Origin of the sequence: Amycolatopsis mediterranei (genome assembly GCF_026017845.1) — a bacterium.
In the GTDB taxonomy this organism is placed as follows: Bacteria; Actinomycetota; Actinomycetes; order Mycobacteriales; family Pseudonocardiaceae; genus Amycolatopsis; species Amycolatopsis mediterranei.
Genome location: NZ_CP100416.1, coordinates 9,806,711 through 9,833,685, shown reverse-complemented (window position 1 = coordinate 9,833,685; position 26,975 = coordinate 9,806,711). Strand labels below are relative to the sequence as shown.

At 72.6% G+C, this 26,975-nt stretch carries 32 protein-coding genes; 21 read left to right on the top strand and 11 right to left on the bottom strand.

Annotated features, from left to right (window positions below):
- The first annotated feature begins 81 nt into the window (after positions 1-81).
- Both ISP_RS44670 and ISP_RS44665 read left to right on the top strand, forming a co-directional pair.
- Entirely contained in the window at positions 82-2,628 is a 2,547-nt protein-coding gene (locus ISP_RS44670; protein ID WP_013230375.1) for a CHAT domain-containing protein, read from the top strand.
- Positions 2,629-2,756: 128 nt separating this feature from the next.
- Complete coding sequence (locus ISP_RS44665) at positions 2,757-3,368, top strand: DUF4232 domain-containing protein (RefSeq protein WP_013230374.1); 612 nt, start codon at positions 2,757-2,759, stop codon at positions 3,366-3,368.
- A 122-nt stretch (positions 3,369-3,490) separates the two neighbouring features.
- Here the strand turns inward: ISP_RS44665 and ISP_RS44660 are convergent, their stop codons facing one another.
- Both ISP_RS44660 and ISP_RS44655 read right to left on the bottom strand, forming a co-directional pair.
- Positions 3,491-4,816 carry a DUF2079 domain-containing protein gene (locus tag ISP_RS44660; RefSeq protein WP_013230373.1) on the bottom strand — a complete coding sequence of 442 codons (1,326 nt, stop codon included), beginning with the start codon at positions 4,814-4,816 and terminating at the stop codon, positions 3,491-3,493.
- A 56-nt stretch (positions 4,817-4,872) separates the two neighbouring features.
- Entirely contained in the window at positions 4,873-6,210 is a 1,338-nt protein-coding gene (locus ISP_RS44655) for a sensor histidine kinase (RefSeq protein ID WP_013230372.1), read from the bottom strand.
- Positions 6,211-6,275: 65 nt separating this feature from the next.
- Between ISP_RS44655 and ISP_RS44650 the strand changes: the two genes are divergently transcribed.
- Positions 6,276-7,112 carry a maleylpyruvate isomerase family mycothiol-dependent enzyme gene (locus ISP_RS44650; protein ID WP_013230371.1) on the top strand — a complete coding sequence of 279 codons (837 nt, stop codon included), beginning with the start codon at positions 6,276-6,278 and terminating at the stop codon, positions 7,110-7,112.
- Here the strand turns inward: ISP_RS44650 and ISP_RS44645 are convergent.
- On the bottom strand, positions 7,109-8,098 hold the full coding sequence (locus ISP_RS44645) for a small ribosomal subunit Rsm22 family protein (RefSeq protein WP_013230370.1): 990 nt from the start codon (positions 8,096-8,098) through the stop codon (positions 7,109-7,111). The genes ISP_RS44650 and ISP_RS44645 overlap by 4 nt on opposite strands.
- Positions 8,099-8,122: 24 nt before the next feature.
- The gene (locus ISP_RS44640) at positions 8,123-8,392 is read right to left on the bottom strand and encodes a hypothetical protein (RefSeq protein ID WP_014467801.1); all 270 of its coding nucleotides are present in this window, start codon (positions 8,390-8,392) and stop codon (positions 8,123-8,125) included.
- A gap of 185 nt (positions 8,393-8,577) precedes the next feature.
- Between ISP_RS44640 and ISP_RS44635 the strand changes: the two genes are divergently transcribed.
- Genes ISP_RS44635 through ISP_RS44625 form a run of 3 tightly spaced genes read left to right on the top strand, consistent with a single transcriptional unit; the run spans position 8,578 to position 10,663 of the window.
- On the top strand, positions 8,578-9,003 hold the full coding sequence (locus tag ISP_RS44635; RefSeq protein WP_013230369.1) for a YciI family protein: 426 nt from the start codon (positions 8,578-8,580) through the stop codon (positions 9,001-9,003).
- 4 nt (positions 9,004-9,007) lie between these two features.
- Entirely contained in the window at positions 9,008-9,358 is a 351-nt protein-coding gene (locus ISP_RS44630; protein ID WP_013230368.1) for a YciI family protein, read from the top strand.
- Between the two features lie 39 nt (positions 9,359-9,397).
- Positions 9,398-10,663 carry an RNA polymerase sigma factor gene (locus ISP_RS44625; RefSeq protein WP_013230367.1) on the top strand — a complete coding sequence of 422 codons (1,266 nt, stop codon included), beginning with the start codon at positions 9,398-9,400 and terminating at the stop codon, positions 10,661-10,663.
- On the opposite strand, the gene ISP_RS44620 is transcribed toward ISP_RS44625, so the two are convergent.
- The 4 genes from ISP_RS44620 to ISP_RS44605 form a co-directional block, all read right to left on the bottom strand.
- Entirely contained in the window at positions 10,660-11,211 is a 552-nt protein-coding gene (locus tag ISP_RS44620) for an HD domain-containing protein (protein WP_013230366.1), read from the bottom strand. The genes ISP_RS44625 and ISP_RS44620 overlap by 4 nt on opposite strands.
- A gap of 9 nt (positions 11,212-11,220) precedes the next feature.
- Positions 11,221-12,912 (bottom strand): L-lactate permease, encoded by a 1,692-nt coding sequence (locus tag ISP_RS44615; protein WP_013230365.1) that lies wholly within the window; start codon positions 12,910-12,912, stop codon positions 11,221-11,223.
- A 31-nt stretch (positions 12,913-12,943) separates the two neighbouring features.
- On the bottom strand, positions 12,944-13,726 hold the full coding sequence (locus tag ISP_RS44610; protein ID WP_034284138.1) for an IclR family transcriptional regulator: 783 nt from the start codon (positions 13,724-13,726) through the stop codon (positions 12,944-12,946).
- 581 nt (positions 13,727-14,307) lie between these two features.
- Positions 14,308-14,871 carry a TetR/AcrR family transcriptional regulator gene (locus ISP_RS44605; RefSeq protein ID WP_013230363.1) on the bottom strand — a complete coding sequence of 188 codons (564 nt, stop codon included), beginning with the start codon at positions 14,869-14,871 and terminating at the stop codon, positions 14,308-14,310.
- A gap of 76 nt (positions 14,872-14,947) precedes the next feature.
- On the opposite strand from ISP_RS44605, the gene ISP_RS44600 reads away from it, so the two are divergent.
- The 13 genes from ISP_RS44600 (at position 14,948) to ISP_RS44540 (ending at position 23,560) form a co-directional block, all read left to right on the top strand.
- Entirely contained in the window at positions 14,948-15,859 is a 912-nt protein-coding gene (locus tag ISP_RS44600; RefSeq protein WP_013230362.1) for an NADP-dependent oxidoreductase, read from the top strand.
- 56 nt (positions 15,860-15,915) lie between these two features.
- Positions 15,916-17,145, top strand: coding sequence for a MurT ligase domain-containing protein (locus tag ISP_RS44595; RefSeq protein WP_176742179.1), 1,230 nt, complete (start codon positions 15,916-15,918; stop codon positions 17,143-17,145).
- Complete coding sequence (locus tag ISP_RS44590; RefSeq protein ID WP_013230360.1) at positions 17,138-17,860, top strand: type 1 glutamine amidotransferase; 723 nt, start codon at positions 17,138-17,140, stop codon at positions 17,858-17,860. Before ISP_RS44595 ends, ISP_RS44590 begins: the two co-directional genes overlap by 8 nt.
- A 70-nt stretch (positions 17,861-17,930) precedes the next feature.
- On the top strand, positions 17,931-19,319 hold the full coding sequence (locus tag ISP_RS44585) for a sensor histidine kinase (RefSeq protein WP_230468630.1): 1,389 nt from the start codon (positions 17,931-17,933) through the stop codon (positions 19,317-19,319).
- Entirely contained in the window at positions 19,319-19,999 is a 681-nt protein-coding gene (locus tag ISP_RS44580; protein WP_013230358.1) for a response regulator transcription factor, read from the top strand. Before ISP_RS44585 ends, ISP_RS44580 begins: the two co-directional genes overlap by 1 nt.
- Positions 20,000-20,184: 185 nt before the next feature.
- The gene (locus ISP_RS44575) at positions 20,185-20,529 is read left to right on the top strand and encodes a gas vesicle protein GvpO (RefSeq protein ID WP_176742178.1); all 345 of its coding nucleotides are present in this window, start codon (positions 20,185-20,187) and stop codon (positions 20,527-20,529) included.
- 17 nt (positions 20,530-20,546) lie between these two features.
- Positions 20,547-20,846, top strand: coding sequence for a gas vesicle protein (locus ISP_RS44570; protein ID WP_013230356.1), 300 nt, complete (start codon positions 20,547-20,549; stop codon positions 20,844-20,846).
- Complete coding sequence (locus ISP_RS44565; protein ID WP_013230355.1) at positions 20,843-21,577, top strand: GvpL/GvpF family gas vesicle protein; 735 nt, start codon at positions 20,843-20,845, stop codon at positions 21,575-21,577. The genes ISP_RS44570 and ISP_RS44565 overlap by 4 nt, the downstream gene beginning before the upstream one ends.
- Positions 21,570-21,857, top strand: coding sequence for a gas vesicle protein (locus tag ISP_RS44560; protein WP_013230354.1), 288 nt, complete (start codon positions 21,570-21,572; stop codon positions 21,855-21,857). Before ISP_RS44565 ends, ISP_RS44560 begins: the two co-directional genes overlap by 8 nt.
- Complete coding sequence (locus ISP_RS44555) at positions 21,854-22,087, top strand: gas vesicle protein K (protein ID WP_013230353.1); 234 nt, start codon at positions 21,854-21,856, stop codon at positions 22,085-22,087. The genes ISP_RS44560 and ISP_RS44555 overlap by 4 nt, the downstream gene beginning before the upstream one ends.
- Positions 22,084-22,401 (top strand): gas vesicle protein GvpJ, encoded by a 318-nt coding sequence (gene gvpJ, locus ISP_RS44550; protein ID WP_013230352.1) that lies wholly within the window; start codon positions 22,084-22,086, stop codon positions 22,399-22,401. The genes ISP_RS44555 and gvpJ overlap by 4 nt, the downstream gene beginning before the upstream one ends.
- Positions 22,398-22,958, top strand: coding sequence for a GvpL/GvpF family gas vesicle protein (locus tag ISP_RS44545; RefSeq protein WP_013230351.1), 561 nt, complete (start codon positions 22,398-22,400; stop codon positions 22,956-22,958). The genes gvpJ and ISP_RS44545 overlap by 4 nt, the downstream gene beginning before the upstream one ends.
- Positions 22,959-23,032: 74 nt before the next feature.
- Positions 23,033-23,560: an NHL repeat-containing protein gene (locus tag ISP_RS44540; RefSeq protein ID WP_013230350.1), complete on the top strand. Its 528-nt coding sequence runs from the start codon at positions 23,033-23,035 to the stop codon at positions 23,558-23,560.
- Here the strand turns inward: ISP_RS44540 and ISP_RS44535 are convergent.
- From ISP_RS44535 to ISP_RS44525, 3 genes are read right to left on the bottom strand one after another with little or no spacing between them, the layout of a single operon-like run.
- The gene (locus tag ISP_RS44535; RefSeq protein WP_013230349.1) at positions 23,557-23,958 is read right to left on the bottom strand and encodes a CoA-binding protein; all 402 of its coding nucleotides are present in this window, start codon (positions 23,956-23,958) and stop codon (positions 23,557-23,559) included. The two genes, ISP_RS44540 and ISP_RS44535, sit on opposite strands and share 4 nt — an antisense overlap.
- Before the next feature lie 23 nt (positions 23,959-23,981).
- Positions 23,982-24,554 (bottom strand): hypothetical protein, encoded by a 573-nt coding sequence (locus ISP_RS44530; RefSeq protein ID WP_013230348.1) that lies wholly within the window; start codon positions 24,552-24,554, stop codon positions 23,982-23,984.
- Between the two features lie 56 nt (positions 24,555-24,610).
- Positions 24,611-25,114: a VOC family protein gene (locus ISP_RS44525; protein WP_014467800.1), complete on the bottom strand. Its 504-nt coding sequence runs from the start codon at positions 25,112-25,114 to the stop codon at positions 24,611-24,613.
- A gap of 138 nt (positions 25,115-25,252) precedes the next feature.
- On the opposite strand from ISP_RS44525, the gene ISP_RS44520 reads away from it, so the two are divergent.
- Positions 25,253-26,059 (top strand): 2-keto-4-pentenoate hydratase, encoded by an 807-nt coding sequence (locus ISP_RS44520; RefSeq protein WP_013230346.1) that lies wholly within the window; start codon positions 25,253-25,255, stop codon positions 26,057-26,059.
- Positions 26,056-26,817: a 2-keto-4-pentenoate hydratase gene (locus ISP_RS44515; RefSeq protein WP_176742177.1), complete on the top strand. Its 762-nt coding sequence runs from the start codon at positions 26,056-26,058 to the stop codon at positions 26,815-26,817. The genes ISP_RS44520 and ISP_RS44515 overlap by 4 nt, the downstream gene beginning before the upstream one ends.
- Positions 26,818-26,975 lie beyond the last annotated feature (158 nt).

Genomic DNA, 26,975 nt, shown 5'->3' with positions numbered 1-26,975 from the left:
CGAAGACTTCGAAGCTGCTGCCTGATACCTCTGACTCGGAGGTACGATCCGGGGCGTCCTTCCCCGGCCGAAAGGCAGCCCGTGGTCGCGTCGCCGAAGGTCGAAGATCGGGTTCGCGACCTGCACCGGCGGGCGGTCGCGGCCACGAACAACGGCCAGCCGGTGGTCGGCGGGCGGCTGATCCGGTCCGCCGCCCGGCTGCTCGGCCTACCCGCCACCGAACCACCGCAAGGGTGGCCGGCCTGGCCCGACCTCGCCACGCGCGTGCTCGGCACCTACGCGGCCGTCGAAACGGCGCTCGGCCACAGCGCCCGCGGGCTCGCGCTGCTCGACGAGGCCGACGTCCTCGTGTCGGACGCCGGGCGCGGGATCCTGCGCCAGCAACGGGGTCTCGTGCTCATCCTGATCGGCCGGATGGACGAAGCCCTGGTGTGCTTCGACGAGGCCATCCCGCTGCTGCGGCAGGCCGGCGAGTTCGTCGTGCTCGCCAGGACGCTGCTCAACCGCGCGATGCTGCACCAGTACGCCGGGCGCGTCCGGCTCGCGCTCGCCGACCTCGACCAGTGCGAGCAGATCGGGGCCGGCCATCCCGAAGAAGACGGCCTGGCCCGGATCTTCGCCAAAGCCGCGCACGGCCGCGGCCAGGCGCGGGTGCTCACCGGGGACATCCCGGGCGCGCTGCGCGACTTCGACGCGGCGAGCGGGTTCTACGCCGAACAGAGCGTCGGGATGCTGCCGGTGCTCGCCGTCGACAAGGCGCGGGCGCTGCTGGCCGCCGGGCTGCCCCACGAAGCCGCCGCCGAACTGGACGCCGCGCTCGAGCAGTTCCCGCGGCTGCGGATGAACCAGGAACACGCCGAAGCCGAGCTGACCAGGGCGCTGGCCGCGCTGGCGAGCGGCGATCCGGCGGCCGCGCGCGGCTGGGCCGGGCGGGCCGAACGCCGGTTTCGCCGTCGTGGCAACGAAACCTGGGCCGCGGTGGCGCAGCTGACCGTGCTGCGCGCGGACTTCGCGGCCGGGCGGCGGATCGCCCGCATCGGCGCGGAAGCGACCGCGCTGGCCGACCGGCTCATCGCGCTCGGCCTGCGCAACGACGCGGAGATCGCGGCGCTGCTGGCCGCGCGGGCCCGGATCGCGCTCGGCGACCTGGACGGCGCCCGCGCCGGGATCGCCCCGCGCGATCGCCGGGCCGCGCCGCTGGAGAACCGCCTGGTGCGGCGGCTCGCGCTGGCCGAGCTCGGGGCCGCGACCGGCCACCGGCGTAGCACGTTCGCGAACGCGCGGGCCGGGCTGACGCAGCTGCAGCGGCACCGCAGCCGGTTCGGCAGCGTGGACCTGCAGACCGGGACGACGTCGCTGGGCAAGGAACTCGCCGACGCGGGACTCGCCGCCGCGCTCGCCCAGCGTTCGCCGGGCGTGGTGTTCCGCTGGCTCGACCGCTCGCGCGCCCAGGCGTTCCGGTTCCGGCCGGTGCGCCCGCCGTCCCACCCCCAGATCGTCGACGCCGTCGCCGAACTGCGGTTCCTCTCGATGCAGATCCGCGCGGGCGAGCTGGCCGGCAAGCCGGACACCCAGGCCGTGAAGCGGTGTGCCGCCCTGGAACGGGAGATCCGCGCCAAGGGCTGGCAGGCCGAGGGCGTGGACGCCGAGCACGCCGAGGCGAAGCTGCGCGAGATCGGCGACGAGCTCGCGGCGACCGGCAGCGCGATGGTCTGCTTCCTCGCCGACCGCGGCGCGTTGTGCGCGCAGGTGCTCGCGAACCACCGGGTGGCGCTGGTCGAGCTCGGCCCGGCGGCGGCCGTGGCGGAGCCGGTCGCGCGGCTGCACAGCGACCTCGACGCGTTGTGCGGGCGCCAGCTGCCACCGCAGCTGGACCGGGTCATCCGCCGTTCGGTGCGGACGCAGGTCACCGCGCTCGACGCGATCCTGCTGGCCCCGCTGGCGTCCCGGCTCGGCGATCTCGACGTCGTCGTCGTGCCGACGGGTGCGCTTTCGGCGATCCCGTGGGGGCTGCTGCCGACGCTGCACGGCCGCCCGGTGACGGTCACGCCGTCGTCGTCGGCCTGGTTCGACGCGGGCCGCCGGTCCGGCCGGGCGACCGGGGCGCCGCTGCTCGTCGCGGGCTCCGACCTGACCCACGCGGAGGCGGAGGTGACCCGGCTGGCGCCGCTGTACCCGGACGCCGAGGTCCTGATCGGCCCGGACGCGACGGTCGCGGCCACGCTCAAGGCGTTCGACGGCTGCCGCCTGGCCCACTTCGCCGCGCACGGCCACCACGAGCAGGAGAACGTGCTGTTTTCCCGGCTCAACCTGGCCGACGGGCCGTTGATGGCCTACGACGTCCAGCAGCTGGCGACGGCACCGGAGCAGGTGGTGCTGTCCTCGTGCGACGTCGGCCAGGCGGTGGTCCGCGCGGGCGACGAAGTCCTCGGCTTCACGGCGGCGCTGCTCTACGGCGGCAGCCGCACGGTGGTCTCGAGCGTGGCCAGGGTCGACGACCGCACCGCCGGCGGCGTGATGCTGGCGTTCCACCAGGCGCTGTCGGTCGGCACGCCCCCGGCCCGGGCGCTGGCGGACGCGGCGCAGGCGGAGCCGCTGATGCCGTTCGTCTGCTTCGGCCGCAGCTGACATCCTTTCCGACGTCCGGCCCCGGCCGGGGTTGCTTTCCGGTGATCGACCCCATTCCGCCGCATCCCCGCGGGCCCGCCGGACATCCTTCCTGACGAGTTCGATCATTCGACGCAGGGAGGAACGTCATGCTCGGCAAGCGCATTTCGGTCGGGGTCGCGGCGGTCGCGGGAGCGTTCGCCTTCACGGCCTGCGGGTCCACCGGCTCCGCGGCGGCGCCGGCTTCGAACGCCGGCCCGGGCGCCGCCGCGGCCCCCGCCCCTGCCGAGCCCGCTCCTGCCGAGCCCGCCGCGGCGAAGACGTCCGGCACGCCCCGGTGCACGACCGCGGACCTGTCGGTCTCCCTGGGCAAGCCGAAGGAAAAGAGCCCCGGCCAGTTCGACATCCCGTTGACCTACCGGAACGTCTCGGACCACACCTGCGGCCTGCACGGCGTCCCGGGCGTCGACCTGGCCGGCCCGGAAGACCCGACGTTCGGCCCGGTGTACCACCTGCCCCGCGTCGACAACGGCGTGAAGCACAACGAAGTGACGCCCGGAACCACGGCTTCGGCGACGATCACGGTGCTGACCCCGGCCGAGGGCGGGGCGTCCTGGACGCCGGCGAAGCTGACCACGATCCCGCCCGGCCAGACCCAGCCGCTGACGGCGGACTGGCCTGCGGACCTCCCGGTGCTCCGCCAGGACGCGGCCACCCACCCGGGCTCGTATGTCAACGGCATCCTGGCCGATCCGGCCTGACGTCACTCGATCGAGTGAAGCCGGAGGCTGCGCGTCATTCCTGGCGCAGGGTTCCCTCTTCCTCGGTGCGGCGGTAACCGGCCGGCACGCCCCCCGACTGGCCGGTTACCGCTGCGAGTTTCCTACTCACGGTGGAGCAGCACGACGGAGTCCGTCCCGTCGACGCGCAGGTATCCCGTGCTCTCCAGGTCCGCCAGCGCCGCGGCCTTCGTCGCGAGCGTCGTCGGCCAGGACTGTTCCGGCTGCGCGACGACCACCCACTCCGGCCGCTCGCCGGTCACGCCGTCGAAGAACCGCACCGTGCAGCGGGACGTCAGCCGCGGCGCCAGCCGGTTGGACGCCAGCACCGTCGCGCCGTCCGGGATCCGCGCCAGGACCGCGTCGATCCCGGCCCGCTGCACCGGCGTCCAGACGCCGCTGGTCAGGTGGGCCGCCTGCAGACCGAGCGAAGCCAGCCCGGCGACCACCGCGCACACCGGCAGGTAGCGCTTGAAGCCGCCGAAGCGGCGGGCGCCGTGCACGCCGGCGAGGAGCACGATCGGCATCAGCACCGCGCTGTAGTGGTAGCCCATGCCCCAGTAGCGGTCGTTCGCCGAGACCAGCCGCCACAGCAGCGTCGGCACCGCCAGCAGGAGCACCGGCGACCGCAAGGCGGCGAACGCTGTCGGCGTCAGCAGGGCCAGCAGCATCGAAACCTTGACGATCGCGCCGCCGAACGGGTTGAGGCCGCTGCCGTGCGCGTACGCACCATACGGGTTCAACGCCGGCAGGACGACCAGGAACAACACCGCGGACGTGACAACGCCGAAGACGAGCACTGTCCAGCCGAGCCGTCGCTGCCGGTTGAGCACCAGCACCACGCCGACGGCCGCGAGCGTCAGCGGCAGGTCCTCCTTGACCAGCACCAGCGGCAGCGCGCACCAGACCGCGGGCCGCCAGCGCTCGTGCAGCAGGTGCTCGGCGGTGAAGGCCAGCATCGGGACGGCGAAGCAGACCTCGTGGAAGTCGAAGTTCACCGCGGACAGCAGTCCCCACGACAGCACGTACCCGGCGCCGACGAGCGCACCCCGGCGGGTGCCGAGCAGCTCGATCGCGCAGCGGGTGACCGGCACCGCGGACAGCGCGAACAGCACGGCCTGAGCCACCAGCAGGCACCCCGGCGACGGCCACAGCAGGTAGAACGGCGCCAGCAGCGCCAGGATCGGGTGGAAGTGGTCGCCCAGCGTCGGGTAGTCCGCGCCGAGCAGGTCCGACACCGGCCAGTGCCCGTGTGCGTAGGACCGCACCGCCTGTTCGAAGATCCCCAGGTCGAACCCGCTCGCGTCGAACGTCCGCAGCCGCTGCAGCGACCAAGCGGCGTACCCGGTGAAGGCGACCGCGGCGACGACGTGGGGGACCGCGCGGCGTTCGCGCGTGCGCGCCGGAGCCGGCGCGAAGTCGATCAGCATGGCGGGATGCTCGTGCGGCCACGCTGAACCGAAGCTTAAGCCGGCTGAAGAGGTCTTCAGGCAAGCGGTAAGCGCAGCTCCAGGCAGGCGCCGGAGGTGCTCTCGGCGACGCGCAGCGTGCCGCCGTGCGTCCGCGCGATCTCCGCGGCGATCGCCAGGCCCAGCCCGGAACCGCCGTCGTCTTCGCGCGCACGGTCGTCGTCGAGGCGGACGAACCGGTCGAAGACGCGCTCGCGGTGTTCGGCCGGGATGCCGGGGCCGTCGTCCCGGACGGTCAGCACGCCGTGGCCGCCGGCTTCGGTGAGCGTGATCGTCACGCGGCTCGCAGCGTGCCGCTCGGCGTTGTCGACGAGGTTGCGCAGCACGCGCTCCAGGCGTCCCGCGTGCCCCTGGACCACCGGATCGGCGCGGATCTCGGTGCGCACCTCGACGCCGTCACGCGGGAGCCGCGCGGCCAGGTGCTCGGTGAGCAGGTCCGCCAGCGCGATCCGCGTGCTCCCGGCCGGCTGATCGATGTCCAGCTTGCTGAGCAGCAGCAGGTCCCCGGTGAGCGTCTCCATCCGCGAGACGTCCAGCACCGCGTTTTCGAAGCTGTGGCGCCAGTCGAGCCGATCCGGGTGGGCGAGCTGGACCTCGAGCTGGGTGCGCATCGACGCCAGCGGCGTGCGCAGCTCGTGGGACGCGTCCGCGGTGAACTGGCTCTGCCGCTGCACCGACCGGTCGAGCCGGGCCAGCATCGCGTTCATCGTGACGGCCAGTTCGGTGATCTCGTCGCCGGAGTCGGGCACCGGGACGCGGCGGCCGAGGTCCCGCGCGCGGATGCCGTCGACCTCGGCGCGCAGGGCGCCGACCGCGCGCAGCGACCGGCGCACGGCGAACCAGGCGACGCCCCCGATGAACAGCGCCGCCGCGGGGACCCCGCCCCAGAGGAGCTGCTCGGCATTGGCCACGGTCTCGAGGCCGACCGGGTCGAGCGCGGTCTGCGCCTGGACGAAGTACTTTCCGCCTTTGGTCCCGGTGACCGACTCGATGCCGCCGTCGATCGGGAACGGCATCCCCACCACGCAGCCGGGACCCAGCACCCGCGCCTTCCCGACGACAGTCCCGCCCTGGTCCAGGCGCTCCGGGCAGCCGCTGTCCTTCCCCTTGCCGAGACTGATCCGGTAGCCGCCGTAGTTCAGCTGCCCGGCCACTTCGGTGGGCGACACGCCGGCCTCGAGCAGGCCCGCGATGGCGGCGACCTTTTCGTTGGCCACCCGCACCGCGGCGAGGTCCAGACCGCTGCGCAGCGACCGCACGAACCAGTACGACCCGAGACCGAGCACGACAGCCGACGCGAGGGCGGCGAAGAGGGCGACCCGCCACCGGGTCGACCGGGGCAGGATCCGGGCCATGCCCAGAAGATAACCGCACCTTCGGAGATCCGGACCGGCGTGCTCGCGGGTTAGCGTCGGAAGCCGTGACGATCGAACAGTGGCACCAGGTGCGCGCGGCGTTGCCCGAGGTCGGTGGCCGGTTCGCGGACCTGCTGACCGGCGTCGGAGACCCGCACGTGAGAGCCCTCGGCGAGTGGTCGATCGCCGAAGCGGCGTCGCACGTGGGGATGATCGCGCTGATGTACACGGCGATGATCCGCGGCGACGGCGGCCCGCTGCCGCTGCCGGGTCTCGAAGAGCCGATCTACGCGGCGAGCGTCGACACGATCTCCCGGATGAACGCGCTCGCGCTGGAGCTCTACCCGGAGCGCGACCCGGTCCGGCTGGCCACGCGCCTGCGCGCGGACATCGCCGAGGTGCTGCTGGTCAGCGCGGACCTCGACCCGGAGAAGCCGGTCTGGTGGCTGGGCGGCTCCCGCGTGCCGGCGGCGGGCGTCCTCGCGCACCTGGTCAACGAAATGCTGATCCACGGCCTCGACATCGCCCGCGCCATCGGGCAGCCGTGGCGCATCCCCGCGCGGCTCGAAGCGCTGTTCCTGGAGCTGTTCCTGTTCGGCATGGTCTCGGGCGGCATGGGCCACCTCCTCGACGACGCGACGCCGTCGCCGCGTCGCATCGCGGTGGAGTTCCGGTCGGCGTACACGAGACCGGCGGTACTGGCGCTCCAGCACGGAAAGCTGCGCTGCGAGGAGCCGGACGGCACCGCCGACGTCCGGCTGCGGTTCGACCCGGCGGTGCTGGTGCCGATGATGTTCGGCCGGATTTCCCGCCTCCGCGCGGCCCTGCTCGGCGGCGTGCGGATCGGCGGCCCGCGGCCGTGGCTGCTCCCGGCCTTCTTGCGGACGGTCCGGATGCCCTAGGTGGACGACCAGCCGTCGCCCCACTCGGCGTCCCGGGCCGCCCGGTAGCGCGGGCCCTGTTTCTTCGAGACGGCGACGCTGGGCTTCAGGCCGTCCGGCGTGCACAGGTCGAGCGCCACCCAGCCCTTGTGCTTCTTGGGGTGCCGGATGATCCGCGCGTCCGGCCGCTCGGCCACGGTCGCGCTCCGCGACGCGACGACGTAGGCGAACTTCTCGTCCTCGAACCCGAGCGTGCCCGCCTTGAGCTTCCGGTGCAGTCCCGAGCGGGGGAGCCGCGCGGCGAAGTGGCACCAGTCCTCGCCGGGCACGATCGGGCACGCGGCATCGTGCGGGCACGGCGCGACGACGTGCCGGCCGAGTCCGATCAGCTGCGCGCGGGCGGCGCGGATCCGCTCGTAGCCGGCCGGCGTGCCGGGCTCGATCAGCGCGACCGTGCCGGACTCGGCGGCCAGCCAGCGCACGACGTCGGCCCGGCCGGCTTCCGGCAGCTCACCCAGCACGTAGGAGAGCGTGACGAGGTCGGCTTCCGGCGCCGGCGCGGCGGGATCGACGAACCCGCGCCGCCATTCGGCATCCCGGACCGCGGCCCGTCCGGCGCCCGAGGCGAGCCGCTTGCCGAGCCCGATGGCCCCGGCCACCTGCTCCACCACGGTGCACCGGGTCAGCGAAGGCCACACGGCCGCGGCCGCCCACACGGCGGCACCGGTCCCCCCGCCGACGTCGACCTGGGTACGCGGCTGGAAGCCGGGAGCGCGCAACGCGGCTTCGGCGAGCACAGCGTGCACGGCGGCATAGGTCGCGGGCATGCGGTAGCCCGCGTACGCGGCGACGTCGGCTTCGGAGCTGAGGATCGGCGAAGTGGCCGCGTCACCTTGGCGGTAGCGCGCGCTGAGCCGGTCGACGGACTGGGTCAGCCGGCCCACGGGGTGCCGGGCCAGCTCGTCGTCGAGCGCGGAGGAGAGATCGTCGGGGAGTACCGCCACCACGGCAGATTAGCCGGGGCCGGCACCTCACCAGGGCTTGGCGTCACGGTTGCGGATCCACCGCCACACGGCCGCTGCCCCGTGCCGCACCAGGCGGCCGGCCTGCGCCGGCCGGCGCCGCAGCTGCGGCCGGTCTTCGTTGGCCCGCCAGATCTCGACGGCGCGAGGGTAGCGGCTTCGGACTCGTCGCAGGGAGGTGTCCCAAACCGGGAAGCCGGGCTTTCGTGCCTGGCCGCGCTGGTCCGCCGGCAGGTGGACGATGTACCGGCGCTTCCCCTGCCGTATGCGCTCCACCACGTCACCCTCCCCGGTCTGCTGCAGACCGGGAGCCTACCGCCGCAGTCGGTGATCCCCTGTCCGGATTGTCCTCCCGACCGGGCCCTGAGCTGCTACTTTTCCGGCGCCAAAACTTTTTCTCGGAAGCTGTCGATCCGGCGCCCGGCCGTTCGACGCGTAGGCAAAGCGAACGAAGGGAGACCGCGATGCGGTTCATGGTGATCGTCAAGTCGAACGAGGACTCCGAAGCGGGCCAGGGCCCCAGCGCCGAGCTGCTCGAGCAGATGGGGAAGTTCAACGAAGAGCTGGTCAAGGCCGGCATCCTGCTCGCCGGCGAAGGGCTCACACCGAGCTCGCAGGGCGCGCGGGTCGTCTTCTCCGGCACCGAGGAGCCCAAGGTCGTCGACGGTCCGTTCGCCGAGACCAAGGAGCTCGTCGGCGGCTTCTGGATCCTGCAGTGCCGCGACCGCGAAGAGTGCATCGAGTGGATCAAGCGGATGCCCAACCCCGACGGCCAGGCCGGTGAGGTCGAGATCCGCCGCGTCGCCGAGGCGGCCGACTTCGAGAACATGACGCCGGAAGTCGCCGACCTGGAAAGCCGGCTGCGGGCGCAGTCCGCAGGGCAGGCGTGACGCCGTGCGGTTCCTGGTGATCGTGAAGGCCAGCCCCGAATCGGAGGCGGCCGGGTTCCAGCCCGGTGCCGAAGAGCTGGCCGAGATGACGAAGTTCAACGAGCGGCTGGTCGCCGAGGGGCGGATGGAACTCGCCGAGGGGCTCACGTCCAGCGCGGACGGCTCGCGCGTCCTGTTCGAAGGCGACGCGGAGCCCAAGGTCATCGACGGCCCGTTCGCGGAGACCAAGGAACTGATCGCGGGATTCTGGGTGCTCAGGGGCGAGTCCCTCGGCGAGATCGTCGAGCTGATGAAGCAGGTCCCGAACCTCGGCCCGGGGGAGGGAGTGCTGGAGATCCGCCCGATCGGCGAGTAGTGGGTTGCACCGCGGAAGATCACCCTGTCTGATGGCCGGGTGACGGTTGCGGACGCCCGGAGAACGGTCGAGACGGTCTGGCGGATCGAGTCGCCGCGGCTCATCGCGGGCTTGGCCCGGATGGCCCGCGGTGACGTCGGTCTGGCCGAAGAACTGGCGCAGGACGCGCTGGTCGCGGCGCTGGAGCAGTGGCCGGACTCCGGTGTCCCCCGCAACCCCGGCGCGTGGCTGATGACCATCGCCAAGCGCCGCGCGGTCGACCAGTTCCGCCGCAACGAGCGGTACGCCGAGAAGCTCGAGGAAGTCGGCCGCGACCAGCGGCTCGGCGAAGGCGTCCTGCCCGACTTCGACGCCGCGCTCGACGACCACATCGAGGACGACGTCCTCCGCCTGCTGTTCGTCGCCTGCCACCCGGTGCTGAACACGCAGGCGCGGGTCGCGTTGACGCTGCGCATGCTCGGCGGCCTCACCACCGACGAGATCGCCCGCGCCTTCCTGGTCCGCGAATCGACGATCGCCCAGCGGATCGTCCGCGCGAAGAAGGCCCTCGCCGCGGCGAAGGTGCCCTTCGAGGTGCCGGAGGGCGACGAGCGCGTCGCGCGGCTTTCGTCCGTGCTCGAAGTCGTCTACCTCGTGTTCAACGAGGGCTACTCGGCCACCCGCGGCGACGACTGGATGCGGCCGGCCCTCTGCGAAGAGGCGATGCGGCTCGGCCGCGTGCTCGCCGGGCTGATGCCGGGCGAGTCGGAGGTCCACGGCCTGGTCGCGCTGATGGAGCTGCAGGCGTCCCGCGCGAAGGCCCGCACCGGCCCGAACGGCGAACCGGTGCTCCTGCTGGACCAGGACCGCTCCCGCTGGGACCGGTTCCTGATCCAGCACGGCCTCGCGGCGCTGACGTTGTCCGAGCAGATCGCCGAAGGCGCGTACGGCCCGTACTCCGCCCAGGCGGCGATCGCGGCCTGCCACGCGCGGGCCCGGACGGCCGAGGAGACGGACTGGGTCCGCATCGCGGCGCTCTACGAAGGCCTCGGCAAGCTCCAGCCGTCCCCGGTGATCGAGCTGAACCGCGGCGTCGCGGTGGCGATGGCGTACGGACCGGCGGCGGGCCTGGCAATCGTCGACGCGGTCGCGGGGGAAGCGGCACTGAAGGATTACCACCTGCTGCCGAGCGTCCGCGGCGACCTGCTGGAGAAGCTCGGCCGGCTCGACGAGGCCGAGCAGGAGTTCCGGCGGGCGGCGGAGATGACCGAGAACTCCCGCGAGCGGGAGCTGCTGTTGAACCGCGCGAAGACCGTCAGCCGCTAGCGTCCCCGCCACGAAAGCGGCGACAGGGTCATCGCCGCCTCCGCGACCTTCCGCGCCGTCTCCGTCTTGAGGCCCTTGCGCGCCGACTCGATCCATTCGTCGACCGGCCGCACCCCGATGTCCCGGTACTCGAGCGCCTGCAGCAGCATCTCCAGCTTGTCCGCATCCTTGGCGCACAACGCTTCCGGCGACTCCCGCGTCTCGTACTCGTCGACCGCCGCGCGGACGAGCTCTCGCGAACGCGCGGGCAGCGCGGCCGTCTGGTCGGCGGTGATCTGCCGCGCCTGCGGCTTGCGCAGGTAGTCGTTCGCCGTCAGCGGCAGGTCGCCCGTGCGGGTCTCCTGCGTGTCGTGCCACAGCGCGAGGAACGCCGCCCGCTCCGGGGACGCGCCTTCCTCCGCCGCGAGCAACGCCGCGAGCTGGGCCGCGCGCAGGCTGTGCTCGCCGACCGATTCCGGGTCACGGACCCCCGCGTGCCACCAGCCGGATCTCCGGACGCGCTTCAAGAGCCCGAGCTCGTAGCCGAAGGACGCCAGTGCCTCACTCATCCGCCCAGCCTAGGGCGACGGGATCATCGCCGTCAGGATCGTCGCCTGGAGCAGGGAAATCACCCCGACCACCGCGGTCAGCAGCAGCGACCAGAGGAACGTCTGCCGCAGCAGCGAGCCCTCCTTGCCGCTCTGGCCGATCGCCGTCGCGCCGATCGAGAGGTTCTGCGGCGAGATCATCTTGCCCATCACGCCGCCCGAGGTGTTCGTCGCGCCGGCCAGGATCGGGTTGAGGTTCAGCTGCTGCGCCGAGATCACCTGCATCGGGCCGAACAGGCTGTTCGTCGACGCGTCCGAGCCGGTGAGGAACACGCCCAGCCAGCCGATGTAGGCCGAGAACAGCGGGAAGACCGCGCCGGTCGTCGCCAGGGCCAGGCCCAGGGTCTGCGTCGCGCCGGAGTAGTTCATCACGAACGCGATGCCCAGGATCATGAAGATCGTCGCCAGCGCCCAGCGCATCTGGAACAGCGTCTTCCGGTACGTCGTGAGCAGCAGTTTCGGCCGCCCGCCCATCGCGAATCCGGCGATCACCGCCGCGATCAGGGCGACCGTGCCCGGTGAGAACAGGAAGTCGACGGTCAGCGTCGCCGCGTACGGCGCGTTCTTCGCGGTGATCGGCGGGTGCTGGACGACGTGGTTGTGCAGTCCCGGCCAGGCGAAGATCCAGTCCGCCTTGTGCAGCAGCTTGGTCAGGTCGAGCCAGGCGGGGAGGTTCTTGAAGATCGTGCCGATCCGCGACAGGAAGATGGCCAGGATCAGGATGATGTAGGGCATCCACGCGTACAGCGCGCCGCGCTCGGCCTGGGCGGCGCCGAGGCTCTTGGCGGCCGCGGGGGCTTCCTCGCCGTCGAAGCGCCACACCGTCGCGGGCTGCCAGAACCGGGTCAGGATCCACAGCGCGGCCATCGCGGTGAGCGCGGCGAGGACGTCGACGAGGCTGGCGCTGATGTAGTTGGACGCGACGAACTGCATGGCCGCGAAGGCGAGCCCGGCGGTCAGCACCGCCGGCCACACCTCGAGCATGCGTTTCCAGCCGGCCAGGACGACGACCAGGAACGCCGGGATGATCAGCGCCAGCACCGGCACCTGGCGGCCGACCGCCGCCGAGAACAGCTCGGTCGCCTGGTCCTGCTTGAGGTGCATGATCGGCGCGGTCAGCCGGCCGAGCACGATCAGCGGGTTGCCCAATCCGCCGAACGCGACCGGCGCGGTGTTCGCCAGCAGAGCCAGCACGACGGCCTTCACCGGCGGGAACCCGAGCGCGGCCATCATCGCCGCGGTGATCGCGATCGGCGACCCGCCGCCCGCGACGCCTTCGAGCAGCGCGCCGAAGCCGAACGCGATGAGCAGCGCCTGCAGCCGCCGGTCCTCGCTGAACCCGGCGAGCACCCGTTTGATGGCATCGAACCGGCCGGTGGCGACGGTGACGTTGTGGAAGTACACGGCGTGGAAGGCGATCCAGGCCACCGACCACACACCGAACACGACGCCCATGGCCGCGGAGTCGAACGCGAGCGCGGCCGGCATCCGGTAGAGGAGCAGGGCGACGCCGAGCGCGGTGACCAGCGCCAGCGCCGCGGAAAGGTGCGCCGAGAAGCGGATCACCCCGAGCGAAACGAGCAGCACGATGATCGGGAGCGCGGCGAGCAGCGCGGAAACCCACAGCCCGCCCGCCGGCTGGTAGTCCTGGATCCAGGTCACGGTCGGCTCCTTCGCCGGGGTGGGTGATCGATCAGGCCGGCCGGCTCCGGACGTACCCGAGCCGCAGGGACAGGGCGGCGGCGGTCCCGGCCACGGAGGCACCGAGTTCGTCGAGGCGGCGCAGCACGCGCGGAGCGGGCCCGGCGATGCTGATCGCGGCGATCGGCCGTCCGGAGTGGTCCCGCACGGCGGCGGCGACGCAGCCGACGTCCGGCTCGTTCTCGACCTCGTCGATCGCCCAGCCGCGGCGGCTGGTCTTCGCGAGCTCGTCGAGCAGCCGGTGCGGGTCGATGATGGTCTTGAGGGTGAGGGAATCGAGCTTCATCCGCCGGACGCGTTCGAGCCGGTCGCCCTCGGGCAGCGCGGCGAGCCAGGCCTTCCCGAGCGAGGTCGCGTGCTGCGGCCGCCGCGTCCCGAGCCGGCACGCGAGGGTGACGGCACTGGCACTGCGTTCGGTGGCGACGTAGACCATGGTGTCGTTGTCGGGAACGGCGAGGTAGGTGGTTTCGCCGGACCGTTCGGCGAGCGACGCGAGGTACCGCGGAGCGCACCGGTGCAGATCGGTCGCGGCCATCGCGCGGGCCCCGAGTTCGACGAGCCGGGTGCCGAGTCTGACCCGCCCGGTGACCTGGTCGGCTTCGAGGTACTCGAGGTTCTTCAGCGTGCCGACGATGCGGTAGGCGGCGCTGCGGGAAAGCCCCAGTTGCCGCGCGATCGCATTGGTGGAAATCTCCTGGTGCCGCCCGACGTGCTCCAGCACGGCGAGCCCGCGTTCGAGAGTTCCGCTTTGTTCAAGCCCGCGCTCCGGTCCCACGTTGCCCTCCGTTGGACAGATTCCCGCTCAGCGGTACGCCTTTCCGCTGGCTGGGGTTGGACGGTAACACCTCCGATGTATCTGGGGAAGATCTTGGAATACTTCGCAACAATGCGAGTAGTTGTGGATGCTAATTGGTTCAACATCCGATGGTTAAGTTTCCTACCTATGGCGGTTGTGCCGCTGTCACCGGTGCGTTCGATGGGTTCGAGCGGGGTTTGTTCATAGGTGTGAATGGTGGGGGTGAGGTGCCCACAGCCAGGGCGCAATGTGGACAAACCGGCTCGCGCGCGCGTTCTTTTGCCGTTCTTGTCGGTCGGCGTCGATACGCTGGACCCGGGGGGCGCCCCGCGGGAGGGGGCTGCTTCGGATGGCGGCAGGCGGGTGCCGTTGCGGAGCGTGGCGTGGCGGATGTTGCGGCGGTGGCCGGCGAGGCAGGTGGGCCGCGCGGTGCATCTTTGCAGCGGCGGTGAGGCAGGCGGATGAGGCCGTGGGGCGGATGTTGCAGCGGGGCGGCGGGCGGATGAGGGCGGTGCTGCGGATGTTTGCAGCGGCGGTGCCTCCGACCAGGCCGCGGCTCCTCAGTGACCGACCGCGGCCCGCACCTCATCAAGAGCCCGCCGCGCGGCTTCGCCGAAGTCCCCGGCCTCCGCGCGGCTCCAGCGCTCATAAGCGATCTTCATCGCCAACGCCCCCAGCTCCGCCGCGACCCGCGCCGCCAGCTCCGGCACCCCGCGCTGCCGGAGCGCGTCAGCCATCGCCGCCGTCAACGCCAGCCCCTTCAGTGCCTCCCGCTCCCGCAGTTCCGGATGCGCCTCGATCACCGACCGCCGCAGGGCGCTGAACTCCCGGCGCTCCGCCGTGAACACCTTCCCGCCGACCGCATCCAAGGCACAGGCCACCGCCTCGAGCGGGGCGCCACCCTCGGGCGCGCCGGCCACGGCCTCGGCCAGCAGGGCCGCCAGTGTGCTCCCCCCGAAGAGCACCTCGCGCTTGTCCTGGAAGTGCCGGAAGAACGTGCTCTTCGTCAGCCCCGCCCGCGCCGCGATGTCGATCACCGTCGTGTTCTCGTAGCCCCGCTCCGCGAACAGCTCGAGGGCAGCCTTGCTCAGCCTCTCCGGTGCGTTCGGTTCCCAGCGGGCCATGCGGCACAGCTTACGGCACTTGGTCCCATCAATGGGTGTACGGTGACGGGACCAAGTCCCATAACAGGAGGTCCTCATGAGCCGAGCCGTCGTCTACGAGAAGTTCGGTGGCCCCGAGGTGCTCGAACTGCGGGAAGTCCCCGAGCCACACGCCGGGCCCGGTGAGGTGCGCGTGCGCGTCACAGCCGCCGGGCTGAACCCGATGGACTGGGGCCTTGCCGCGCGACCCGAGGCCGCCGCGCGGTTCGGGATCACCCTGCCGTCCGGCTTCGGGTACGACTTCGCCGGCGTTGTCGACGAAGTGGGGCCCGGGGTCGACCACACCGCGGTCGGCGATCGCGTCCACGGCGGTGCGCTCGGGCGGGCCGTCGCCGACTTCGTGGTCCTCAAGGCGTCCGACACCCTCTTCCCCACCCCGGACGGCCTGAGCGACGAGGTGGCGAGCACGCTTCCGGTGGCCGGTTCTTCCGCGGCCGCCGCGCTGGCCGCCGTCGGCCTGCGGGCCGGGGACACCGTCCTGATCGGCGGGGCCGCCGGCGGGGTGGGCATCTTCGCCGTCCAGCTCGCGAAGCTCGCCGGCGCCACCGTGCTCGGCACCGCCGCCGAGGGCACCTTCCCCTTCCTGCGCAAACTCGGCGCCGAACCCGTCACCTACGGACCCGGCCTGGCCGACCGGGTTCGCGAACTGGGCGACATCACCGCGGCGGTGGACCTCTTCGGCACCGAGACAGCGGAGGCCGCGCTGGCCCTCGGCGTGCCGCCCGAGCGGATCGCCACGATCGCCGCCGGCCCCAACCCGCCGGGCGGCGTGCGCGCCACCGGGGGCGCCGACGCCGACCCGGGCGCGCTGAAGCAGATCGCCGAGGCCATCGTCGCCGGCCGGCTCACCGTGCCCGTCGCCGCGGTCTTCCCGGTCGACCGGATCCGCGACGCCGTCGCGCTGCAGGCCGCGCGGCACGTCCACGGCAAGGTCGTCGTCACCCTCTAGAGACCCGCGCCACTGACTCAGGAAAATCACAGCGCCCGGCGGGCACCATCCAGCCGATGTCCGTCCGAAGTCCCCTCCGCACCCGCGCTTCCGTGGCCGCCGGGCGGCTGACCGCCTGGCTGTCACGCAGCTCGGGGCTCGGCCGCGGCGGCATGATCGGCGGCCGCGTCACGCTGGCCCTCGATCCCGCCGCCCTGCGCCGCCTCGGCCGCGAACGCACCGTCGTGATCGTCACCGGCACCAACGGCAAGACCACGACGTCGCTGATGCTCACCCGGGCGCTGGAAACGCTGGCCGAGGTCGCCGCCAACAGCGACGGCTCGAACATGCCCGACGGCGTCCTCGCCGCGCTGACCGCCTGCCCCGACGCGCCCTACGCGGTCCTCGAGGTCGACGAGACGTACGTGCCGTGGGTGGCCGACCAGGTGCGGCCCGCCGTCCTGGTGCTGCTCAACCTGAGCCGCGACCAGCTGGACCGGGTCGGCGAGGTCCGCGCCACCGAACGCGACCTGCGGGCCGCCATCGCGGAACTGCCCGGCACGGTGGTCGTCGCGAACTGCGACGACGTGCTGGTGACGTCCGCGGCGAGCGTGGCCGCGAAGCTCGTGTGGGTGAGCACGGGCCGCCGCTGGACCGGCGACTCGACGGCGTGCCCGCGGTGCGAAGGCCGCGTCGAAACCCACGAACGGCACTGGAGCTGCGAGTGCGGGCTCGCCCGGCCGGAACCCGCCTGGACGCTCGACGGCGAACTCGTCCTCACCCCTGGCGGGCGCCAGGTCGACCTCGACCTTCGGCTGCCTGGCGAGGCCAACCGCGCGAACGCCGCACTCGCGCTCGCCGCGGCGCACCGGCTCGGCGTGCCGCCGCACACCGCCGCGGCGCGGCTGCGGACCATCACCGACATCGGCGGCCGCTACCGGACGATCCGGCGGTCGCGGCACTCCGTGCGGGTGATGCTGGCGAAGAACCCGGCCGGCTGGGTGGAAACGCTGCGCGTGCTGGACGAGGACACCCCGGTCGTCGTCGCGGTGAACGCCCAGGAAGCCGACGGCCGGGACCTGTCCTGGCTGTGGGACGTGCACTTCGAACGGCTGCGCGGGCGCCAGGTGGTCGTCACCGGCGAGCGTGGCGCCGACCTCTCCGTCCGGCTCTGCTACGCCGAAGTCGCGCACTGGGCCGAGCCGGACCCGGTCACCGCGATCGACGCGCTGCCGCCCGGTGCCGTCGAACTGGTCGCCAACTACACCGCGTTCCGCGACCTGGTGGGCAGGCTGCCCGGTGGCTGATTCGATCGTCCACATCGGACTTCTGCTGCCGGAGGTGCTCGGCACCTACGGCGACACCGGCAACGCCCAGGTGCTCGGGAAGCGGCTGCAGTGGCGCGGGCTCGACGCAGAGGTGGTGCCCGTCGGGCTCGGCGAGCCGGTGCCGTCCACTTTGGACCTCTACCTGCTCGGCGGTGGCGAGGACGGCGCCCAGGTGCTCGCGGCCGCGCACCTGCGCAAGCACCCCGGCCTGCGGCGGGCCGTCGCGGCCGGCGCGGTCGTGTTCGGCGTGTGCGCCGGCCTCCAGGTGCTCGGCACCCGCTTCCGCGGCCTCGACGGCGTCGACCACGACGGCCTCGGCCTGCTCGACGTCACCACCGAACCGGGCCCGCAGCGCGCGGTCGCCGAGCTGGTGGCGGCGCCGTCCCGGCTCCTGGACTCCGAAGCCCTGACCGGCTTCGAAAACCACCTGGGCGTCAGCAAGCTCGGCGCCGGCTCCGAGCCGCTCGGACGGGTGGTGCGCGGCACCGGCAACGGCGACGGCACCGAAGGCGCGGTGACCGACCGGGTCGTCGGCACCTACCTGCACGGCCCGGCGCTCGCCCGCAACCCCGCGCTGGCCGATCTGCTGCTGGCCTGGACGATCGGGCACCCGCTCGCCCCGTTGCGCTTGGCCGAGGTCGAGCGCCTGCGCGAGGAACGGCTGGCCGTCCCGCGCCGCCGCCGAGGCGCGTGAAGCGGTGGCGGCGAGCGCCCCGTCGCTGGTCCCCCCGCGCGCGAGGCTCCTTCGTGGTTACGCTGCGTTGGTGAGACTGGGCAGGGTGATCGCCGCGACCGGCGTGCGGATGCGGGCCACCGCGGTGGCGGTGTTCGCGCTCGCGCTGGCCATCGCCGTCGGCGGCGTGGTCGTGGTGCTGCTGCTGGAGGAGTCGCTCGACCGCAGCGTCACCGAAAGTGCCCGCAGCACCGGGCGGCAGGTCGCCATCCAGCTCATCCGCGAGGGCGCGCGCGACCTGAGCGCGAGCGACGTCGCCAGCACCGGCGACACCGAGGCCGTCACGCAGGTGCTGGACGCGCGGCGGACGCCGATCGCGAGCGATCCGGCGATCGTCGGGCACCCGCCGCTGACCGCGGCCCGCCCGGTCGCCGGGCGCGAGATCGTCGAAACGCTGCCCCTCGGGCTGAACGGCGACAACGACGACTACCGCGTCGTGTCGCAGGAGGTGATCGGGCCGGGCGGCCCGTACACCGTGATTTCCGCGCGCTCGCTGGAACCGGTTACGGAGGCCTCGACGCGGCTGACGCTGCTGCTCGGCCTCATCGCCGTGCCGCTGCTGGCGATCGCCGGGCTCGCGGTGTACCGCGCGGTCGGCTCGGCGTTGCGGCCGGTCGAGCGGATGCGCCGGACCGTCGCGGAGATCTCGACGCGCGACCTCGCCGCGCGGGTGCCGCTGCCGCCGGGCGGCGACGAGGTGCAGCGCCTGGCCGTGACGCTCAACGAAATGCTGTCCCGGCTCGCGTCGGCCCAGGCCGCGCAACGCCGGTTCGTCGCCGACGCCAGCCACGAACTGCGCTCGCCGCTGTCGACGATCAGCACCGCGCTCGACGTCTCCGGGCGGCACCCGGAGAGCACCGGGGACCTGGTGCCGGTGATCGCCCGGGAGACCGCGCGGCTGCGCGAACTCGTCGACGACCTGCTCATGCTGGCCCGCACCGACGACGCGACCGACCGGCCGCAGCGCACCGAGGTCGACCTCGACGACATCGTCCGCGCGGAGGCCGAGCGCGTCCGGGGCGAAAGCACGGTGGACGTCGAGGTCCGCGCCGGGCCGGCGAAGGTGTACGGCAGCGAGGCCCAGCTGCGGCGGGCGGTGCGCAACCTGGTCGACAACGCGCGCGGGCACGCGCGCTCGCGCATCCGGGTCAGCAGCGCGCTGCGTGGCGGCTTCGCCGTCGTCGAGGTGAGCGACGACGGCCCCGGCGTCGGGCCGGCCGACCGGGAGCGGATCTTCGAGCGGTTCGTCCGGCTCGACGCCTCGCGGCAGCGTGGGCACGGCGGCACCGGGCTGGGCCTGCCGATCGTGGCCGGCATCGCGGCGCGCCACGGCGGCCGGGCGCGCTACGCCGAGCCGGACGAGCCGGGTGCGCGGTTCGTGATCGAGCTGCCGGTGATCGAACTGCCGATGGAGGAGTAGTGCGCCTGCTGATCGTGGAGGACGAGCGCGAGTTCGCGGAGACGCTGCGGCGGGGGCTGGTCGCCGAGGGCTTCACCGCCGATGTCGCGCACACCGGCCGGGAAGGCCTCTGGCGGGCGACCGAGCACGCGTACGACGTCGTGGTGCTCGACATCATGCTGCCCGAGCTGTCCGGTTACGAGGTGCTCAAACGCCTGCGGGCGGCGGAGAACTGGACGCCGGTGCTGATGCTGACGGCCAAGGACGGCGAATACGACGAAGCCGACGCGTTCGACCTCGGCGCCGACGACTACCTGTCCAAGCCGTTCTCCTTCGTCGTGCTCATCGCCCGGCTGCGCGCGTTGCTGCGGCGGGGCGCCCCGGCCCGGCCGGCCGTGCTGGAGGCGGGCGACCTGCGGCTCGACCCGTCCGCCCGTACCGTCCACCGAGGACAGAAGCGGATCGAGCTCACCGCGCGGGAGTTCGGGTTGCTGGAGTTCCTGCTGCGGCGGACCGGCGCGGCGCTGTCGAAGAACGAGATTCTGAGCCACGTCTGGGACGCGCACTACGACGGCGACGAGAACGTCGTCGAGGTGTACATCGGCTACCTGCGGCGCAAGATCGATGCGCCGTTCGGCACCCACACCATCGAGACGGTCCGGGGTGTGGGCTACCGGCTGGTAGACGTTACTCGATCGTAATCAACCGGGCGTTTCCCGGAAATTGGTGCCGCTGGGCGTCCGTCCGCTGAGCCGTTTGCCTCCGCTGGTTGCCGCGGATTGCCCAATCTTTCCCGCGAACCGGTGAAAAATGCCGTCCCGCGACTGCGCTGCGCGCGATCCCGCCTGTTGCTACGGTAGGCCACCCACCCCTGACTAGGAAAGCGATGACGGAATCGCCGCTGCCGTTGCCTGCCCAAAACAGCTCTGCTCAATATAAGAATGCCTCCGAAGCCGCCGGGAAATCCGTTTCCCGGCTGCGTGCCGCCGACGCCATTCGGGCTGCCAAGGATCAGTTCGGCATGGTGACGGGGCTCACTCCGCATGCCGTGACCGGGATCCGCAGCCGGGGTGACGGGGGTTGGTCCGTGCTCGTCGACGTCGTCGAGCTGGCCCGGATCCCGGACTCCACCAGCGTGATGGCCACCTACCGGGTCGATGTCGACGCCGACGGCGAGCTCGCCGCCTGTGAGCGGCTGCGCCGGTTCACCCGGGGTGCCACCGATTCCTGAAAGGAAGGTCGACAGGATTGGCCGCTTCGTCCGATTCGTTGGCGGACATTCTGGAACGCGTCCTCGACAAGGGCGTCGTCATCGCCGGTGACATCGGCGTCAGTGTCGTCGACGTCGAATTGCTGACCCTGCGGATCCGGCTGTTCATCGCATCCGCGCAGACCGCTCGGGAAATGGGCATGGACTGGTGGACGAACGATCCGTTCTTTGCTCCGAATGCCGCGCGCGCGGAACTGGGAACGACCGATCTGGCGGCGCGCGTCGCCGAACTGGAGGCCCGGCTGCCCGCGCCGGGCGGAAGGGAAGAACCCCGGTGAGCACCGGAAACTGGCTGTGCGCGTACGCGATCACCCGCAACCGTCCGTCCAGCTTGGACATCGGTCCGGTGCCGCGGCTGATCGGCTACCGCGACCTCGGCGTGGTCGTGTCCGAAGTGGCGCCGGCGCGCTTCGACCGCATCGACACGCTCGACCCGGTCGACGGCACCCTCGCCGAGCTGGCCCGCGAGCACGACGCCGTGGTGCGCGCGGTGTTCCGCAGCGAGCCGGTGCTGCCGCTGAGGTTCGGCACGGTCCTCGACGGCGAGGACGCCGCCCGCCGGCTCCTGGAGGCGGGCTACGACCAGGCGCGCGACTGCCTCGACGAGGTGGCAGGCCACCGCGAGTGGGGGGTGCGGATCCGCCACACCGAGCCGGCGGCGACCACCCGGCCCGACGCGACGGGCCTGACGGGAACGCAGTACCTCGTGCGCCGGCGTGAACGGCTGAAGGCGATCCAGCGGGCGCGCGAGGACGTGGCCGGCGCGGCGGGCCGGCTCGAGAAGGCGTTGCGCCGCCACGCGGCCGACAGCCTGGAACGGGCCCGGTCGCACGGCGTGCTGGCGAACACCGCGTACCTCGTGGAGACCGGCCGGGAGGCGGCGTTCCACGCGGAGGTGGAGTGGTTCGCGCGCGAGCTGAGCGCGGCGGGGGCGACGGTGGAGACCTCGGGGCCGTGGCCGCCGTACTCGTTCACCGACGTCGAGCTCGGAGCGACGGCGAATGGCTGACGCGGCCCCCCTGCCGGCGAGTGCCGGAGCGGCCAGGCCCACGGCGGCGATCGGCGACCTGCTCACCGGTGCCGGCGCGCCGAGCCGCGGCGACCTGCTCGCCGAGGTCTTCACGCCTACCGGCACCAACACCGCCGAAGCCATCGTCGATCTGCTCGATCGGGTCGTGCACCGCGGGGCCGTCGTCACCGGGGACGTCATCATCTCCCTCGCCGGCATCGACCTCGTGCGGCTCGATCTGCGGTTGCTGCTGCTCGGGATCGAAGGGACACCCGGATGACCCAGCGGATCGCCGCCGATGCCGGCCGCGGGCTCGGGCACCTCGTCGTCACCGTGCTCGACATCCTCAAGGAAGTGCTGGAGCGGCAGGCGCTGCGGCGGCTCGACGCCGGCACCCTCACCCCGGACCAGGTCGAAGCGCTCGGCCAGGCCCTGATCGCGCTGGAACTCCGGTTCGCCGAGATCCGCGCCGCCCTCGACGACATCCCCACCACCGAAGGAGTGCAGTGACCAGACCGGGACAGGCCGGCGGCGGCCTCGCCGACACGCTCGACATCCTGCTCGACAAGGGACTCGTGATCGACGCCTCGGTGCGGGTGTCGGTGATCGGGATCGAGCTGCTGGCGATCGAAGCGCGGATCGTCATCGCCAGTGTCGACACCTACATCCGGTACCTGGAAGCGATGCAGCGGCTGCAGAACGCGACCGCGCCCGGGCAGATCTCGCAGGGCCTCGGCCAGACGACCGGACTGATCCCACCCCCGCCGCCGACACCGGCCGTCGCGGTGCCGGTGGAACCGGTCATCCCCGTCGAACAGCCGTGACGCTGCAGCTGTACGGCGTCGTGCGGGCCGGGCACCCGCGGGCGTCGCGCACGGTCGGCTGGGAGGACCTCGCCATGGTCGTCGGCGAGCCCGAGCCGGACCCGGCGGCGCACCTGGCGGTGGTGTCCGCGCTCGTCGAGGGCGGCCCGGTGCTGCCGGTCCGGTTCGGCACCGTGGCGGAGGACGAGGACGCCGTCCGCACCGAGGTGCTCGCCCCGGCCGCCGACACCTACCGCGCCGACCTCGACCGGCTCGACGGCCTGGCCGAGGTGCACGTCTGCCTGCGGTTCACCGAACCCGGGTCGGCGTGGCGGGCGGTTCGTTCGGACGTCCTGCTTTCCCGGGTCGCCGAACGGGCCCGCGACTCCGTGGCGCTGCCGGCGGGCGTGAGCGCCGACGAGCGGTGGGCGTTCCTGGTCGGGCTGGGCGACCTGCTCGTCGTCCGGGACACCGTCGCCGGGCTCGCGCGCGACGACGGCGTCCAGGCCGACTGGCTCGGGCCGCTGCCCGCGTACAGCTTCTTGGACCGGCGGACGTGCTCCCGCTGGAGCTGGTGAGCGGGGGCGGAACAGTCGCTGAACACTCCTCCCGGCGCTGGCCGCCGCGGCTCCCGGCCGGTGATCCTGGTGCCGTGACCAGCAGTGAAGCCGCCGCGCTGCCGCAAGCGTTCGGCGGGCCCGGCGCCGGGCCGGGGCAGTTCCGCGCGCCGTCCGGGATCGCCGTCGACGCCCGCGGGCGCGTGTGGGTGGCCGACACCGGCAACGACCGGGTCCAGGCGTTCACCCGCGACGGCGCGCTCGTGCGCGTCCTGGCCGGGCGGCTCAGGGCGCCGGAAGGGGTGGCGGTCGACGCGGCGGGCAACGTCTACGTCGCCGACACCGGCAACCGCCGCGTGGTGCAGTTTTCGTGGCAGGGCGGGTTCGTGCGCGAGTTCGGCGACCTGACCCGGCCCCGCGGAGTCGCGCTCGATCACGAGGGGCGGCTGCTGGTCGACGACACCGGGCGGGTGGCCCGGTTCGACACCCGCACGGGCGCCGCGCTGCCCGACACGGCCGAGCCGATCAGTTCACCGAGGGACATGGCCGACGACGGCGCCGGCGGGGTCTGGGTCGCCGAGCCGGGCAACCACCGGATCGTCCACTTCGGAGCGTCAGGCTAGCTCTTCGAGATCGAGGCGGTCGCGCGGACGACGGCGGTGCAGCGGTTCTCGACGTAGGCGAGGCCGCCCTCTTCGGCGATGCGGCGCGCTTCCGCGGAGACGATCCCCTGTTGCAGCCACAGCGCCTTGGCGCCGATCTCGACGGCGTCCCGGGCGATACCCGGCGCTTCGGGCGACGGCCGGAAGACGTCGACGAGGTCCACCGGCTCCGGGATGTCCTTCAGCGACCGGTACACCTTTTCGCCGAGCAGCTCGGTCGCGGTCGGGTGCACCGGAATGATCCGGAAACCGTGGGCCTGCAGGACCGCCGGGACGCCGTGCGCGGCCTTCGCCGGGTCGCGGCTCAGGCCGACGACGGCGATCGTGTTCGCGCCGGCGAGGATCTCCTCTGGGTTCATACCGGTTGAACGCGCGGCGGGCGTCAAAGCTTCCAGAGCCGCAGGCCGCGCACGCGGTAGACCGGCCACAGGACGTGCCACGGCTTCCGGCGGGCGAAGACCGCGGCGCAGGTCAGGATGTTGCGGGCGGACGTCGTCGCGACTTCGTGGCGGTCGGCCCAGGTCGCGCCCTTGGCGCCGACGGCGATCCGGAACACGGTCAGCAGGCCGCGGCCCTGCAGGTCGTACTTCGCGCCGGTGTCGCCGGAGCCGGGGGCCAGTTCGGCGATCTCGGCGCCGAACGCGCGGGCCGCCTGCGGCGCGACCTCGGCGGGAACCGCGCCGACACTGCGCAGGATCGCCTTGCCGTGCAGCCGCCGCGCGTAGCGGAACAGCAGGGCGCGTTCCCACCACGGCAGCAGGCGGTGGTGGGCGAGGAGGGCGGCGCACTCGCCGTGCCCGATCGCGAAGATGCTCGCGAGCTCGTCGTAGGCGCCGTTCGTCGCGGGTTCGTTCAGGTGCAGGCGCACCTCGAACCGGGTGCGCGCGGTGAGTTCGTCGAGCCGCTCGCGGTGATCGAGCCGGGCCTTCGCGCGGGAGAGCGACCAGTCGGACATCGGACCTCCAGACGTCCGGCACAGGCTAGTTGGCGCGCGACGCCCGGACCACGCTTTCAGCCGATCTTCTCGCCGTACATCTCGCCGAGCGGGTCGGAGATCAGCTCGACGCGCGCACCGTCCGGATCGGACAGGTAGATGGACGTCTTGCTCTCCAGCAGGTATTGGACGCCGGCTTCGTCGAGCTTGTCCTTGATGGCGCTCCACCGCTCGGGCTCGACCGACAGCGCCAGGTGGTGCAGTCCACCGAGGACTTCCGCGTACGGGCCGAGGTCCAGGCCGGGCAGGTCGAAGAAGGCGACCGCGTTGCCGTTGCCGACGTCGAAGAAGAAGTGGCTGGAGCCGGGGTAGTCGCGGTTCTCGATCAGCTCGGTGAGCGGGAAGCCCAGGATGCCCTGGTAGAACTCGATCGTCCGCTCGACGTCGCTGGAGATCAGCGCGGTGTGGTGGATGCCGCGGCCGTTCGTCGCCGGGCGTTCGGCGGCCGGGCGCAGGTGGCGCTCGCGCAGTGCGTCGCGGGCTTCGGCGAGCTTGGTGACCTCGGCCTGGGTCGGTGCCATGTCCCTCACGTCCCTTTCTGGTGTGGTGTCCACGCTACGCCGGATTTATCTTGCACGCAAGAGATTGCTCGGCGAGAGTTCCGCTGGGTGGAACATCCTCCCTTGTGTGCGCGGGGCGTGCCCGGCAGAGTCCGGGGGGTGGATGCCAGCAAGGTGCAGGAGGCCGCCGCCGCACTGGCGGGGGCCTATGCGTCGCGTAAGCCGATCGAGCCGCTGATCAAGACGTATCCCGACGCGGGTGTCGAGGACGCGTACCGGATCCAGCAGGAGCAGGTCCGGCAGTGGGTCGAGGGCGGCGACGCCGTCCGCGGTCACAAGGTCGGCCTCGCTTCGGCGGCGATGCAGCGGCAGATGGGCGTCGACCAGCCCGACTACGGGCACCTGACCGGCAGCATGTTCCACCTGGAGCACCAGCCGATCCCGACCTCGGCCTTCCTGCAGCCGCGGATCGAGCCGGAGATCGCCTTCGTGCTCGGCTCGGCCCTGCGCGGCCCGGGGGTGACGGTCGCCGACGCGGTGCGGGCGGTCGAGTTCGTGCTGCCGTCGCTGGAGATCGTCGATTCCCGCATCCAGGACTGGAAGATCTCCCTGTTCGACACGATCGCGGACAACGCGTCGTCCGGCGGGGTGGTGCTGGGCAGCAGCCCGACGGCGCTGGGTTCGGTGGATCTGCGGCTGGCCGGCTGCATCCTCTACCAGAACGGTTCGGTGGCGGCGACGGGCGCGGGTGGCGCGGTGCTCGGGTCGCCGGTGAACTCGCTGGTGTGGCTGGCGAACACGGTGGGGCCGCTCGGGGTCACCCTGGAACCCGGGCACGTCGTGCTGCCGGGGTCGATGACCCGGGCGATCCCGGTGTCGCCGGGCGACACGATCGTCACCACGATCGCCGGGGTCGGCAGTGTCACGGCGGTCTTCGCTCCCGCTGCTTCATCGGAGGACGCATGAACGTGCGAGAAGCGGCTGCTTCTTTGCTGGGGACGGTCTCGGAGCGCGCGCCGCTCTCGGCCGGCTGGCCGGAACTGGACGTCGACACGGCGTACGCGATCCAGGACGAGGCCCTGCGGCAGCGCCGGGCCCGCGGCGAGACGCTGATCGGGGTGAAGCTGGGCCTGACGTCCCGGGCCAAGCAGCAACGGATGGGCATCGACGCGCCGTTGCTGGCCTGGCTGACCGACGCGATGGTGCTGCCGGCGGGCGCACCGGTGCCCCACGACGCGCTGATCCACCCGCGCGCGGAGCCGGAGCTGGTCTTCGTGCTGGGCCGCCGGCTGGCGGGCCCGGGCGTGACGGCGGCGACGGCGCTGTCCGCGGTCGACCGCGTGTACGGCGGCATCGAGGTGATCGACAGCCGGTACGCGGACTACCGGTTCACGCTCCCGGACGCCGTCGCGGACAACGGCTCGTCGGCGTACTTCAGCGTGGGCCCGGTGGGTGTTGAGCCGGCTTCGCTGGATCTGTCGTTGGAGGCGGCCCTGTTGGAGGTCGACGGCCAGATCGTCGACACGGCAACGGGCGCGGCGGTCCAGGGCCACCCGGCGGAAGCCCTCGCCCTGGCGGCGAACACCCTGGCAGCGCGGGGCCTGGCCCTGGAGCCGGGCTGGCTGGTCCTGACCGGCGGCATGACGGACGCGGTCCCGGTCCGCCCCGGCTCCCGCCTCGCCGCCCACTTCTCCCACCTGGGCTCCCTCACCCTCGCCACCTGACCCCCGATGCCCGCCCAGTCACGCGAGATGCCCGCTCAATCACGCGAGTGACGCGTACCGGACCGGCGAACTCGCGTACCCGGAGGGTCGGCTCGCGTGTCTGGAGGGTCGGCTCGCGTGTCTGGAGGGTCGGCTCGCGTGTCTGGAGGGTCGGCTCG